Origin of the sequence: Paenibacillus sp. GCM10012306 (assembly GCF_042649265.1) — a bacterium.
In the GTDB taxonomy this organism is placed as follows: Bacteria; Bacillota; Bacilli; order Paenibacillales; family Paenibacillaceae; genus Paenibacillus_AQ.
The window spans coordinates 574,776-588,895 of sequence record NZ_JBHRYW010000002.1; the positions used below are offsets into that span (position 1 = coordinate 574,776).

Annotated in this window: 14 protein-coding genes; all 14 read left to right on the plus strand. The window is 48.9% G+C overall.

Annotated elements, in window-relative coordinates; genetic code table 11:
• The first annotated feature begins 10 nt into the window (after positions 1 to 10).
• The gene (gene nusA / locus ACFORK_RS06390) at positions 11 to 1,108 is read left to right on the plus strand and encodes a transcription termination factor NusA (RefSeq protein WP_379196789.1); all 1,098 of its coding nucleotides are present in this window, start codon (positions 11 to 13) and stop codon (positions 1,106 to 1,108) included.
• 28 nt (positions 1,109 to 1,136) lie between these two features.
• Positions 1,137 to 1,445, plus strand: a complete 309-nt coding sequence (rnpM, locus tag ACFORK_RS06395; protein WP_066362066.1) for an RNase P modulator RnpM — start codon at positions 1,137 to 1,139, stop codon at positions 1,443 to 1,445.
• Positions 1,438 to 1,761, plus strand: coding sequence for a L7Ae/L30e/S12e/Gadd45 family ribosomal protein (locus ACFORK_RS06400; RefSeq protein WP_379196791.1), 324 nt, complete (start codon positions 1,438 to 1,440; stop codon positions 1,759 to 1,761). The genes rnpM and ACFORK_RS06400 overlap by 8 nt, the downstream gene beginning before the upstream one ends.
• Positions 1,754 to 4,402: a translation initiation factor IF-2 gene (gene infB / locus ACFORK_RS06405; protein WP_379196793.1), complete on the plus strand. Its 2,649-nt coding sequence runs from the start codon at positions 1,754 to 1,756 to the stop codon at positions 4,400 to 4,402. Before ACFORK_RS06400 ends, infB begins: the two co-directional genes overlap by 8 nt.
• 18 nt (positions 4,403 to 4,420) lie before the next feature.
• Positions 4,421 to 4,774, plus strand: a complete 354-nt coding sequence (gene rbfA, locus ACFORK_RS06410) for a 30S ribosome-binding factor RbfA (protein WP_175371910.1) — start codon at positions 4,421 to 4,423, stop codon at positions 4,772 to 4,774.
• Between the two features lie 22 nt (positions 4,775 to 4,796).
• Positions 4,797 to 5,774: a DHH family phosphoesterase gene (locus ACFORK_RS06415; RefSeq protein WP_379196796.1), complete on the plus strand. Its 978-nt coding sequence runs from the start codon at positions 4,797 to 4,799 to the stop codon at positions 5,772 to 5,774.
• Positions 5,771 to 6,685 (plus strand): tRNA pseudouridine(55) synthase TruB, encoded by a 915-nt coding sequence (gene truB, locus ACFORK_RS06420; RefSeq protein WP_379196798.1) that lies wholly within the window; start codon positions 5,771 to 5,773, stop codon positions 6,683 to 6,685. The genes ACFORK_RS06415 and truB overlap by 4 nt, the downstream gene beginning before the upstream one ends.
• A 38-nt stretch (positions 6,686 to 6,723) precedes the next feature.
• Complete coding sequence (locus tag ACFORK_RS06425; RefSeq protein ID WP_379196800.1) at positions 6,724 to 7,671, plus strand: bifunctional riboflavin kinase/FAD synthetase; 948 nt, start codon at positions 6,724 to 6,726, stop codon at positions 7,669 to 7,671.
• 149 nt (positions 7,672 to 7,820) lie between these two features.
• Entirely contained in the window at positions 7,821 to 8,090 is a 270-nt protein-coding gene (rpsO, locus tag ACFORK_RS06430) for a 30S ribosomal protein S15 (protein WP_066362055.1), read from the plus strand.
• Positions 8,091 to 8,341: 251 nt separating this feature from the next.
• A complete protein-coding gene (gene pnp / locus ACFORK_RS06435; RefSeq protein ID WP_379196803.1) occupies positions 8,342 to 10,444 on the plus strand; it encodes a polyribonucleotide nucleotidyltransferase in 2,103 nt (700 codons plus the stop codon).
• Positions 10,445 to 10,721: 277 nt separating this feature from the next.
• Positions 10,722 to 11,705 carry a polysaccharide deacetylase family protein gene (locus ACFORK_RS06440; protein WP_379196805.1) on the plus strand — a complete coding sequence of 328 codons (984 nt, stop codon included), beginning with the start codon at positions 10,722 to 10,724 and terminating at the stop codon, positions 11,703 to 11,705.
• A gap of 78 nt (positions 11,706 to 11,783) precedes the next feature.
• Complete coding sequence (locus tag ACFORK_RS06445; protein WP_379196807.1) at positions 11,784 to 13,052, plus strand: M16 family metallopeptidase; 1,269 nt, start codon at positions 11,784 to 11,786, stop codon at positions 13,050 to 13,052.
• Positions 13,021 to 13,473, plus strand: a complete 453-nt coding sequence (dut, locus tag ACFORK_RS06450) for a dUTP diphosphatase (protein WP_217622374.1) — start codon at positions 13,021 to 13,023, stop codon at positions 13,471 to 13,473. Before ACFORK_RS06445 ends, dut begins: the two co-directional genes overlap by 32 nt.
• A gap of 266 nt (positions 13,474 to 13,739) precedes the next feature.
• Entirely contained in the window at positions 13,740 to 13,892 is a 153-nt protein-coding gene (locus tag ACFORK_RS06455; protein ID WP_379196809.1) for a hypothetical protein, read from the plus strand.
• Positions 13,893 to 14,120: the final 228 nt, after the last annotated feature.

The window sequence follows — 14,120 nt, forward strand, 5'->3', positions numbered from 1 at the left end:
CCGGAATTTCATGAGTATGGATTTTATTGAAGCTATGAATGAACTGGAAAGGGAGAAGGGTATCAGCAAAGATGTGCTGTTCGAAGCCATTGAAGCTGCGCTGATCTCCAGCTATAAACGCAACTTCAACGCAGCACAGAACGTTCGTGTGGACATGAACCGCAATACTGGAGTCATCAAAGTGTTCGCACGCAAGCTGGTGGTCGAGGAGGTTCTGGATGCGCGGACCGAGATCTCGCTGCTTGCGGCTAGAGAGATCAATCCGCACTTCCAACTGGAAGATGTGGCTGAGCTTGAGGTCACTCCACGTGACTTCGGGCGCATTGCCGCTCAAACAGCCAAACAAGTAGTTACCCAACGCATTCGCGAAGCAGAGCGTGGACTCATCTATAACGCTTTTATCGACAAGGAAGAGGACATTGTTACCGGCCTTGTTCAGCGTCAGGATATGCGCAACATCTATGTGGACCTTGGAAAGATCGAAGCGGTTCTGCCGCTAAGCGAACTTATGCCTGGAGAGAAATTCAAGCAGAGCGAGCGCATCAAGGCTTATATCACCAAGGTTGAGAACACTACTAAAGGTCCACAAATTCTGCTGTCCCGTAGCCATCCGGGCCTCTTGAAGCGTCTGTTTGAGCTTGAAGTTCCCGAGATTTTTGACGGTGTGGTGGAGATTCGTTCCGTGGCCCGTGAAGCTGGCTTCCGTTCCAAGATTGCCGTATTCTCGCGCAACCCTGAAGTGGATCCAGTGGGTTCTTGCGTAGGCCCTAGAGGCATGCGTGTTCAGACGATCGTTACCGAACTGCGTGGCGAGAAGATTGATATCGTCCGTTATTCCGAGTCTGTGGAAGAATATGTGGCCAACGCGCTGAGTCCGTCCAAGGTACTTGAAGTTCAAGTGTTTGAGGCGGAGAAAATGGCGCGGGTGATCGTTCCTGACTATCAATTGTCCCTGGCTATCGGCATCAAGGGGCAGAACGCCCGTCTGGCTGCCAAGCTGACCGGCTGGAAGATCGATATCAAGAGCGAGACCCAGGCGGAACAGGAATACGGCAGACCTAAGTCTGCTAGTGATGAAATGCATCAGGATTCCGTCTCCATTGATTAATTAACGTGTCAAGGCGGGGGGCGATACAATGAAACAAAAAAAAGTTCCACTGCGGAAATGCGTAGCCAGCCAGGAAATGATGCCCAAGAAAGAATTGATCAGGGTAGTCAGAACCCCGGAGGGCGAGGTGCTTATTGACCTGACTGGTAAAAAGTCGGGCCGAGGCGCGTATATATGCGGCAAGCTGGAATGCTTCAAACTGGCCCAAAAGAATAAAGCACTTGACCGGGCCTTGAAATGTCAGGTGAGCTCCGAAATCTATGCCCAGCTTGCCCGGGACTTTGCGTCCGTAGAGGAGCAGTTCTTGGCAGCAAAGGATAGTGAGGATAATGAGTAAGGCACTTTCTTATTTAGGACTTGCGATGAGAGCAGGCAAATTAGTCACCGGCGACGAGATCGTACTTAAAGCGGTACGGTCATCGGAAGCGAAGCTGGTCGTAGTTGCGGGTGACGCGTCTGAAAACACCAAGAAAAAGTTCCGTGATAAATGCGGAACCTACGATATTCCACTAGTAATCGCTTTTCACCGAGATATTCTCGGTGCAAGTATTGGTAAAGACCAGCGCGTAGTGCTGGCCATTACGGATAAAGGATTCGCGGAAATGATCTCCAAGCAACTCGGAGATACAGTCGGAGGTGTATTTATTGACTAAAGAAGACAATAAAGACAAATTGCGCGTGTATGAATATGCAAAATCACTGAATATGAGTAGTAAAGAAATTATTACAATTCTGAAGCGTTTGGATGTTCCTGTGAATAATCATATGAGTGTAATGGAGAACGGCGCCGTCAATAAAGTGGAGCAATTCTTCAAGGACATCAAGTCAAACGCTGCGGCCAAGCGGGATAACGGTACCAGCAGCCGTCCGGTGACAACCGGATCGGTAAAAGCCGAGTCCCCAAGTGCCCAGAATGCCAACAAAAATCAACCGGAAAAGCAGGTAGGTATGAACAGTAACCAAAACAACAACCAAACTACAACGTCCCCAAGGCCCCAAAGCGGACAAGATTCCCGCAGAACACAATCAGGATCTACACAAAATTCGCGTCCTCAGCAAGGTGGAGCGCCGCGTACTGGCAATAACAACGGAAGCCGTCCACAAGGACAAGGCAATTCTACCGGTGGTAATCGTCCACAAGGTAATTCCGGCAGCAATCGTCCGCAAGGCAGCAACACTAGCGGCGGCAACCGTCCGCAAAGCAGTACTGGCGGCAGTCGTCCACAAGGTGGCAACGGCACTGGTAATCGCCCACAAGGCGCTTCTAGCGGTGGCAACCGTCCGCAAAACAGTACAGCCGGCGGCAGCCGTTCACAAGGCGGAGCACCGCGTACAGATAATCGTTCGCAGCAAGGTCAAGGTGGAGATTTCTCCCGTGGCGGCGCTGGCGGACCTAAGAAGAATACGACTGGCGGTAGACCAGGTGGAAACCAACGTCGTTTTGATGATGGTAAAGGCGGTAACTTCCGTGGACGTGGTGGCAAGAACAACCGTAACGGACGGAATCAACAACCGACAGAACGTCGCGAGAAGATTGACAATACACCGAAGAAAATTATCGTGCGCGGTAATATGACTGTAGGTGAAACTGCCAAGCTGCTCCATAAGGATGCTTCGGAAGTTATCAAGAAGCTGATCTCCATGGGTGTTATGGCTACCATTAACCAAGAGCTTGACATCGACACCATTCTGCTGCTCTCCGGTGAATTCGGAGTAGAAGTAGAAGTGAAGATTCCAGTGGATGAGGACAGCTTCGAAACAGTCGAAGAGAACGATTCCGAAGAGGATTTGCAGTCCCGTCCTCCAGTAGTAACCATCATGGGTCACGTTGACCATGGTAAAACAACCTTGCTGGATGCTATCCGTTCCACGAATGTAACAGGCGGAGAAGCCGGCGGGATTACTCAACACATCGGTGCTTATCAAGTTGAGATCAACCACAAGAAAATCACGTTCCTGGATACACCAGGTCACGAAGCGTTTACGGCAATGCGTGCTCGTGGTGCCCAGGTTACAGATATGACGATTATCGTTGTAGCAGCCGATGACGGTGTTATGCCGCAGACGGTTGAAGCGATTAACCATGCCAAGGCTGCAGGTCTTCCGATTATTGTTGCTGTCAACAAAATCGATAAGCCAGGCGCTGATCCTGACAGAGTGAAACAAGAGCTTACCAACTATGAGTTGGTTCCTGAAGAGTGGGGCGGAGATACGATTTTCGTTAACCTGTCCGCTAAACAACGCATTAATCTGGAAGAATTGCTGGAAATGATCTTGCTCGTTGCCGAAGTTAATGAGTACAAAGCGAACCCTGACAAACGGGCACGCGGTACCGTTATAGAAGCAGAGCTTGACAAGAGCCGTGGACCAGTTGCACGTATTCTCGTACAGAATGGTACGCTGAAAGTCGGAGATGCCTTCGTAGCAGGTAACTGCTTTGGTCGCGTACGTGCCATGGTCAATGACAAAGGACGCAAGATCAAAGAAGCGGGCCCATCGACACCAGTTGAAATTACCGGTCTGGCAGAAGTACCACAAGCAGGGGATCCGTTTATGGCCTTCGAAGACGAGCGTAAAGCCCGTGCTATCGCAGACAGACGCTCCATTACCCAACGTCAGTCTGAGCTGAATACGAACACCCGTGTTACACTCGATGATCTGTTCCAGCATATTAAGGATGGCGAGATTAAAGATCTCAACGTAATTATCAAAGCTGACGTACAAGGTTCGGTAGAAGCGCTTAAGAGCTCTTTGGCCAAAATCGAAGTGGAAGGCGTACGCGTGAAGATTATTCACAGCGGTGCCGGTGCGATTACAGAATCCGATATTACCTTGGCAGCAGCGTCTAATGCTATCGTAATTGGCTTCAACGTTCGTCCAGATGCTCAGACTAAAGTTGCTGCTGAGCAAGAGAAAGTGGATGTTCGTCTGCACAACATTATCTACAACGTAATCGAAGAAATCGAAAGTGCTATGAAAGGGATGCTTGATCCTGTCTTCAAAGAGAACATTATCGGGCATGCTGAAGTACGTAACGTCTTCAAAATCAGCAAGGTGGGTAACATTGCAGGATGTATGGTTACTGACGGCAAAATCACCCGCAGTGCTGAAATGCGCTTGATCCGCAGTGGAATCGTTGTGTTCCAAGGCAAGATCGATACCCTGAAGCGCTTCAAGGATGATGCCAAAGAAGTGGCGCAAGGTTATGAATGCGGCATAACTTTGGAACGCTATAATGACATCCAAGAGGGTGACATTATCGAAGCGTTCATCATGGAACGTGTAGAGCGCTAAGCGAAGAGGTGAATAAAGATGTCTAAAATCAGAGCCGGGCGCGTTGGTGAGCAGATTAAGAAAGAACTGAGCCAACTGATCCAGAGCGAATTGAAAGACCCCCGAATTGGTTTTGTAACGGTGACTGGCGTAGATGTGACGAATGACTTGTCACAAGCCAAAGTATACCTTAGCGTGTTCGGGGATGAGGAACAAAAAGCCAAGTCGCTTAAAGCGATCGACAAAGCCAATGGCTTTCTCCGCACAGAGCTTGGCAAGGCAATCCGCCTTCGTCATACCCCAGAGCTGATCTTCAAGTTTGACGAGTCCGTTGCTTACGGTAGTCATATCGAGAAGTTGCTAGGTGATATTGGCAAGAACGAAGAGAGATAGTCAACTTAAAAGGAGACGGCGAATGCAGAGCTATGAACAAAGTCTCCAGCAGACCCGTGAGTTTCTGCTGGACCATGACGATTACCTTGTAGTGTCGCATGTTCAGCCGGACGGAGATGCAGTCAGCTCCACCCTAGCGGTGGGCTGGCTTCTCTCATGTCTGGGCAAAAAATACACTATGATCAATGAAGGTCCAATCCCGAAACGGATGGAGTACCTGTGGCATGCGAGTGAGATCGTCAACATGTCTGAGCAGGAGCTTCCAGGTCCTTACAGCCATATCATCTGTGTGGATTGTGCCGATTTTGAGCGTGTAGGAAGAACACAGCGTTATTTTGCTGAAGGGGCGAAGATCGTCAACATCGACCACCATCCCACCAACAATGGGTACGGAACGGTCAACCTGATCAAGCCGGATGCGGCGGCTACCGCAGAGATTCTGTTCGATCTGCTCAAGGTTGTCGGAGTAGAGTGGAATCTAGAGATTGCCACTGCTATCTATACCGGATTACTGACAGATACCGGTGGTTTCCGTTATTCCAATACTTCACCAAAGGTAATGGCAACAGTCTCTGAGCTGCTATCACTTGGTGTGAATGGTCCGGAATTGGCGGAGAACCTGCTGGAAGAAATGACATTGCCACAGGTTAAAGTATTAAACCGGGCGCTGAATACATTGCAGCTGTCACCGGAAGGGCACATTGCCTGGGTTCACGTGACTCCGCAGGACATGATTGATTGTGCTGCAGAGAATGAGGATCTCGAAGGGATTGTGAACTATCCGCGCAATATCCGCGGGGTAGAGGTTGGCATTCTGTTCAAGGTCATTCATGAGAATGCAGTCAAGGTTAGCTTACGATCCGCTGGTAAGGTGGATGTTGCGGCACTGGCGCAAACTTTTGGCGGTGGTGGACACACCCGTGCAGCCGGTGCCAAGGTTGAGGCACCACTCGGGCAGGTCATTCCACTAATCCTTGAGGAGGTCAGACGTCATCTATGAGTGAACTTTCAGGAGTTTTGGCCGTGTATAAGCCAGCTGGGTTCACTTCACATGATGTTGTGGCCAAAGCCCGGCGCATTCTGGGCATGAAGCGGATCGGTCATACGGGAACACTTGATCCCCAAGTGACAGGTGTACTGCCATTATGTCTGGGACGAGCTACTCGGGTGGTAGAATATATCCAGGAACTGCCCAAGGAGTATGTTGCTACGCTACGACTTGGCATGGCTAGTGATACAGAGGACTTGACCGGAACGATTACGGAAACAGTTGACGAGGTTAACGTTACGGATGAAGAGATCGCGGCGGTGCTGAACTCTTTTCAAGGCGTAATCTCCCAGGTTCCACCAATGTACTCCGCAGTCAAGGTAGACGGCAAACGTCTGTATGAACTGGCTAGAGAAGGCAAAACCGTAGAACGGAAAAGCCGGGAAGTGGAGATTTATGAAATCGAGCTACTGGATGTGACTCGAAACGGTAATTATCCCGATATTACCTTCCGTGCACGCTGCTCCAAAGGTACTTATATCCGTACGCTTTGCGTCGATATTGGCCGGGCGCTGGGTGTGCCGGGAGTAATGGTCAAGCTGGAACGAACGATGTCTGCTGGCATTACTGCCGAGCATTGTCTAACCCTTGAAGAAATTGCAGAGCACAAAGAAGCAGGAACGCTGGACAGTCATCTCATTGCTGCCGATGAAGCGATTGCTCATTTACCACAGCATAAAGTGATGGACGAGAAGAAGAAGGCAGCCCTGCAGGGCCAGCGCCTCTCCTTGCGTTTTGTGGCCCCGGAAGTTGAGACAGTTGGTGATTTCCGGCTTTACGATTTACAAGGGGAGTTTCTTGGTATTTACAAGCTAGATGAGGCAGGGGCGATTGCTCCGGTCAAAGTTTTTGCACAAGTCTAATATCAATTTTACAAAGTGAATTGTAGGTGAGAGACAGCGTGAGAACCGTAACGTTAACCTATCCAATGCCTCCGGAGACTGCCGCACAGTGGGCACAGCCGCAAGTTGTTGCTCTCGGACAGTTCGATGGTCTGCATCTTGGTCATGTCAGTGTCATTGCCTCGGCTGTGGCTCAGGCCCGCAAAGAAGGTGTGCCAGCGGCTGTAATGACCTTCCACCCTCATCCGAAGGATGTTATGGGTAAAGGAGATTACGAAGGGTATCTGACTCCACAGACTGATAAGCAGAAACTGCTTGCGGACATGGGTGTTGATATTTTGTATATAGTTGAATTCAATGAGCAGCTCTCCAGAGTCAGCCCACAGAACTTCGTCTCCATAATGTTGCTGCCTTTGCAAATCACTACGGCCGTAGTCGGCTTTGACTTCCGCTTCGGTTATCAAGGTGAAGGCGATGTTGACATGCTTCGGGAGTTGGGGGCAGGTCGCATGAATGTGGAGGTTGCACCTCCGTTCCTCTTGAATGGTGAGAAGGTTAGTAGCTCCGGTATCCGTAAGAGCCTCCAGAATGGGGAGTTGGAGCTGGCGAACGCCTGGTTCGGCCGCTTCTATCATCTGCGCGGAATGGTTGGTCATGGCGAGAAGCGTGGACGTACCATTGGGTTCCCAACGGCCAATCTGCAGCTTGATGACCGGTTCGTCACACCAGCCAAAGGCGTATACGCCGTTCGTGTGTTCTACAATGACCAGGTACTGCATGGCGTTATGAATGTGGGCGTGAAGCCGACCTTCCATGAAGGCGTGACGGTGCCGAGCTTTGAAGTGCATTTATTCGATTTTGCAGGCGATTTATATGATCAGCATCTTAAAGTCGAATTGGTCTCATACATCCGGCCGGAGCGTAAGTTTGACTCCATCCAGGCTCTGATCGCTCAGATCGGGCAGGATTCCGAAACGGCCAAACAGCTTTTACAGCAATATTTATAATAGGTAGTGGACATGCCGTTTACATTTGTCGGCGAAGATGCTATACTGATAAACGTTGCCGCACTTTGGCATCATAACCTTAGCTTGGTTGCTTGTTCTCACCGACGGCTACGAGGCTATTGGCGATTATTATGAAGGAGGTGAACAGGATGGCATTGACTCAAGAACGTAAACACCAATTGATCGACGAGCACAAAACTCATGAATCCGATACTGGATCCCCTGAGGTGCAAGTTGCTATCCTTACGGAGAACATCGTTAATTTGACTGACCACTTGCGTACGCACAAGAAAGATCACCACTCCCGTCGTGGATTGTTGAAAATGGTTGGCCAACGTCGTAAACTGCTGGCGTATTTGAAAAACAAAGACGTCCGTCGTTACAGCGCCCTGATCGAAAAACTGGGATTGCGTCGTTAATATTCCATAAGCTTACTCTTAAAGCAGCCTGGTTGTATACCGTATGTCCTTTTCGGAGCGACAGCGGGACAACTAGGTTGCTTTTTGAAAATTATGGGGAAACTGTTGAAGTGTGAAAGAAGATATGATTCGCAAAAACGGCTGCATCATCTCGCTGGGAGGACAAGCCGTTTTTGCTTGTAGTTGTATACAGAATTTGTTGCAATTTTGACGGATGAGAAATCCGTTTACTTCAATTAAGGAGGGACTTTATGGAACAACGTGTGGAAATGCAGTTGGGCGGAAGACGCCTTGTGCTGGAAACAGGCCGTTTGGCCAAACAAGCGAACGCAGCTGTAATGGTGCGTTATGGTGATACTTCTGTATTGTGTACGGTTACAGCCTCGAAAGAGCCGAAAGATCTGGATTTTTTCCCGCTTACGGTTAACTATGAGGAAAGATTATATTCGGTGGGTAAAATTCCTGGTGGATTTATTAAACGGGAGGGCAGACCGAGTGAAAAAGCGATTCTGTCTAGCCGTTTGACTGACCGTCCAATACGCCCGCTGTTCCCGGAAGGTTTCCGGAACGATGTACAAGTCTTGAACCTTGTCATGAGTGTGGAGCAGGATTGTGCGCCAGAAATTGCCGCTATGATTGGTACTTCCGCTGCACTGAGTATTTCTGATGTGCCGTTTGATGGACCTATCGGTGGCGTTGCTGTAGGCCGAATCAATGGTGAGTTTGTAATCAATCCGGATATTGCTCAGCAAGCTGACAGCGACATTTATGTCGTGGTTGCCGGAACCAAAGATGCTATCATGATGGTTGAGGCGGAAGCAAGTGAAGTATCGGAAGATGTGATGCTTGAAGCCATCATGTTCGGACATGAAGAAATCCGCAAGATTGTTGCTACCATTGAAGAACTGGTCAAAGTGGCTGGTAAAGAAAAAATGGCTGTGAAGCTACATGCGGTTAATGCTGATGTGAACACTGAGGTTCGTGCTTTTGCAGAGAGCCGTTTGGTGGAAGCTGTCAAAATTGCTGAGAAGCATGCACGTCAGCAGGCGATCGATGTTGTGAATGAAGAAGCTGTTGCGTATTTCGCGGAGAAATACATAGAAACTCCTGAGCTTCTAAATGATGTCAAGGAAGTGCTTCATGATATCGTGAAGGAAGAAGTCAGACGTTTAATTACACACGATAAGGTACGTCCGGATGGTCGTAAGCTTGATGAGATCCGTCCAATCGAATGCGACACAGGTCTGTTGCCGCGTACACACGGTTCCGGTCTGTTCACACGTGGACAAACACAAATTCTTAGCGTATGTACACTGGGCGCATTGGGTGATGTGCAGATTCTCGACGGTATTGATTTGACTGAAACGAAACGTTTCATGCATCATTATAACTTCCCTCCGTTCAGCGTAGGTGAAGCTCGCCCGCTTAGAGCACCAGGCCGTCGCGAAATTGGTCACGGCGCTCTTGGAGAACGTGCACTGTCTAAAGTAATTCCTAGTGAGACTGAATTCCCTTACACCATTCGTTTGGTATCGGAAGCTATTGAATCTAACGGTTCTACTTCCCAAGCCAGCATTTGCGCCAGCAGCATGGCGATGATGGATGCAGGTGTGCCGATTAAAGCGCCAGTAGCCGGTGTAGCCATGGGTCTGATCAAAGATGGAGAGCATGTCTCCATTCTGACTGATATTCAGGGTATGGAAGATCATCTTGGCGATATGGACTTTAAAGTAGCGGGTACGGCAGAAGGCGTAACGGCGATTCAGATGGATATTAAAATTGCCGGTATCGACCGGAAAATCCTTAAGGATGCTTTGCAGCAAGCCAAAGAAGGCCGTATGTTCATTTTGGACAAAATGAATGAAGTGATTTCCGAGGCAAGACCGAATCTGTCCAAATACGCGCCAAAAATCATTATCATCAACATCAACCCGGATAAAATCCGTGATGTTATCGGAGCTGGCGGCAAAATCATCAACAAAATTATCGAAGAAACCGGCGTGAAAATCGACATCGAACAAGATGGCCGTGTATTCATTGGTTCTTCTGATGAAGAGATGATTCAGAAAGCTCGCACTATTATCGAAGGCATTGTACGTGAAGTACAAGTCGGCGAAATCTACGTGGGTACCGTTAGACGCATCGAGAAATTCGGCGCATTTGTTGAACTGTTGCCAGGTAAAGACGGTCTGGTGCATATTTCCCAGCTGTCCACCGAGCGTGTAGCCAAGGTAGAGGATGTTGTGGCTATCGGCGATACAATTACCGTAAAAGTTACTGAGATCGACCAGCAAGGTCGTGTCAACCTTTCCCGCAAAGCGGTGTTGACTTCCGAAGGCGCAGCCAAGGCGTAATTTTTTACACAGGAGCTGTGAGGGTTAAAAGAGACAGAAGCGCAAGTATTCTGGCTCTTTTTCTCATTACACTTAAGGACACTGTTAAGAATTAACGATATAGAAAGAATTAGAGGCAGGGCACCGTAAGGTGCTTTTCTTGTTTTCATGAGTATTTAATCGATGGCGATGTTCCTCTGCATGCATAATTTCTGCGAAACTTTCATAGGCTGGGACAAAGCCTCCCTGCACAGCGTGTGCAGGAGAGACATTGGTTTGTCCGGAGGAGGAAAGGATCATGAAGACGGAAAAGGTCGCACTCGTGCTGGCCTGCATTGCTATAATTATTGGTATAGGGAGTACGAACGGTCCTGTGAGGGACATGCTGGTCCAGTTGAAGCCACAGGAAGGGTTAGCCGTGTGGAAGGACGTGTCAGCCATAGCGCAGGATGATTTGCGAAGTCAGATCGAGGCCAAGGCGGCTAAACTTTCCGCTCCACCGGTGGACGCGGTGCTAGACAGGGTATGGAAAGCTATTCCCGGTTACAACGGTCTGGAAGTGGATGTGGAATCCACCTACAGAAACGCGCTTTTGCAGCCCAAAGAGCCGCTAAAATACGTCTACCGTCAGATCCCGCCCAAAGTATCCTTGGATGATCTTGGGGCACAGCCAATCTTCAGGGGAAATCCAGGCAAGCCGATGGTCTCGCTGATGATCAATGTGGCTTGGGGCAATGAATACATTATTCCGATGCTGGATATTTTGGATCAAGAAAAAGTGAAGGTGACGTTCTTTCTGGACGGGAGCTGGCTGAGTAAAAATCCGGATTTGGCTTTGGAAATGCAGAAACGTGGTCATGAGATGGAGAACCATGCCTATACACATCCCAATATGAGCAGCCTGAGCCAAGCCCGGGCCACAGCCGAAATTGAGAAGACGCAGAAGCTGCTGAAGCAGACGCTGGGAGTTACGAACAAATGGTTTGCTCCGCCGTCGGGCGATTTCAATCAGCAGACCGTAGAGATTGCTGCAAGTCTGGGACTCAAAACTGTGCTGTGGACCCTGGACACGGTGGATTGGCGCAATCCTTCTCCGGAGTCTGTCATTGTCAAAATCACGTCCAAAGCAGAGCCGGGTACGTTGGTGCTCATGCACCCTACAGCGTCCTCCTCAAAGGCTCTGAGAGGCATGATACAAGGCATTCGGAAGAAGGGCTTAAGTCTGGGTACGGTCAGTCAAACGTTGTCGGCAGAACGTGTTCTGCCCCCAGAAGTTGAGTGAGTGTTCTATTTCTGGTACGATAAAAAGCACGTTGGAAATGTCATAGATAGAAACAGGGTTATGCCAGGAGGGCTTGAATTGGAAAAATTAGTGTTATCTAACGGTTTGCGGGTAGTCACGGAGAAAATTCCGACCGGACGCTCCGTTTCTTTCGGAATCTGGGTCAAGACGGGTTCACGGAATGAGAAGCCTGAGAACAACGGGATCTCCCATTTTGTTGAGCATATGCTTTTTAAAGGAACAGACCGCTACAGCGCCAAAGAAATTGCTGAGCAGTTCGATGCAATCGGTGGGAATGTCAACGCGTTCACCTCGAAGGAATACACATGCTATTATGCTAAAGTGCTGGATGAGCATTTGCCAATTGCTGTGGATATACTCTCCGATATGTTCTTCCGCTCCAAACTCGATGCCGAGGAATTGGAGAAGGAAAGAAACGTTATTCTAGAGGAAATCGCTATGTGCGAGGATACGCCGGACGATCTGGTACATGATCTGATGTGTGCAGCGGCTTATCAGGACCACCCACTGGCGTATTCTATTCTAGGACTGAAGGAACGCCTGCTGGAGATGACACCGGATCACCTTCGCGCCTATATGAAGGAACAATATACGATTGAGAATACCGTGATCAGCGTAGCTGGTAATATCAACGATGAACTTATTGGGCTGCTGGAGCAGCATTTCGGCACATTTGACAACCACGGAACGTCAGCATCGCTGTCTGTGCCGGAATTCCATGGAGAGCTGCTGTTTCATCGCAAAAAAACAGAGCAGAATCACATCTGTATCTCGCTTCCGGGCGTTCGTTCCGGCGACCCGCTGCAATATGCAATGGTGCTTATTAACAATGCTGTCGGTGGCGGCATGAGCTCGCGGATGTTCCAGGAGATCCGTGAGAAGCGCGGTCTGGCCTATTCTGTCTATTCCTATCACAGCTCCCAAGCGGATAGTGGCTTGTTCACGGTATACGCCGGGACTGCTCCCAAACAGACCAAGGAGGTCTTGGAGCTTACCAAAGAGATGCTGTATGAGCTTGCTGACAAGGGATTCAGTGAAGACGAACTGGTCAAAGGCAAGGAGCAAATGAAGGGGAGCCTGATTCTTAGCCTTGAGAGCACCAGCAGCAGAATGAACCGTATCGGCAAAAATGAGCTGATGCTCGGCAGACATAATACGCTCGATGATATGATTGCCAAAATCCAGCAGGTGACGATGAATGACATCAACGCTGTACTGGACAACATGTTCTCCCAGCCGTTGGCAATGGCCATGGTGGGCTCAACAGATAAAGCTATAGTTAATGTTAGGAGAGATGATCTTGTCTTACTTCGTTCAAATTCATAAACAACCAGGAAATGAGGATGTATCCCTGCCACGCAAAATGTCAGAGCAGGCCTCCGGTTACGACCTGTACGCTGCCGTGGACAGCGATGTCGTGCTTGAACCGGGTGCGCGTGCATTAATTCCAACGGGCATCTCGCTCGCCATGCCGGATGGCTTGGAAGCGCAGATTCGCCCACGCAGTGGTTTGGCCTTGAAGCATGGTATTACCTGCTTGAACACACCAGGTACCATTGATGCCGATTACCGGGGAGAAATCAAGGTGCTGCTGATCAATCTGGGCCAAGAGCCGTTTGCTATTGCCCGTAATGAGCGCATTGCCCAAATGGTCTTTCAGGCAGTGCCAGCAGTGACACTGGTTGAAGTGGAGGAGCTGTCTGCAACCGTTCGTGGTGAAGGCGGATTCGGACATACAGGGAAATAAACAAGGATACAACAATAGCTACATATATGAAAAAGCTTACGGGAGTTGTGCTGTTTAAAGCTCATTCCGTGAGCTTTTTTGCGTTGTTATCTAATGTAAACTTAAAAATCTAACTTTTTGGATGAGTGTAACCTTTGTGTACGAGAATGTAACTTGGTGGATTATGTGCATTTGTTTATTTTTATCCTGAGCCCACGTTCGAGCGTAAGACGGACCTTGATGGCAGGGGAATATCCTGTTAAATGTTCTTTTTCACCTTATTTGGCATGAATAAATGGAATTTCTCAGACTGTCGAGAAATTCCATTCTCTACGATTGTTGATGATGAAGCTGAGCCTTATAAATCAGGCTCAGCTTCATCATCAATCCTTGTCAAAACCACTGCTTCAGAAGATTGGAGACTTATGCATGGGGGCTAACGGACTCCAGCGCCGTTATTTACACATCAAGCAGCTTCTGGAACATGTAACGGACTCAGGTGCCGCCATTTTCTTCTAAACCGTGGATTTTACACCCGATTTCTGCTCATAGCGTCTCTGGAGTCCGTTATTTTTTGGAACGGTCAGTTGTTAGGAAATAACGTATCTGAGGTCCGTTAGCAGAGGGAACAAGAAGCAAGTTCGGATTTCGAGATTGGTTCAATGATC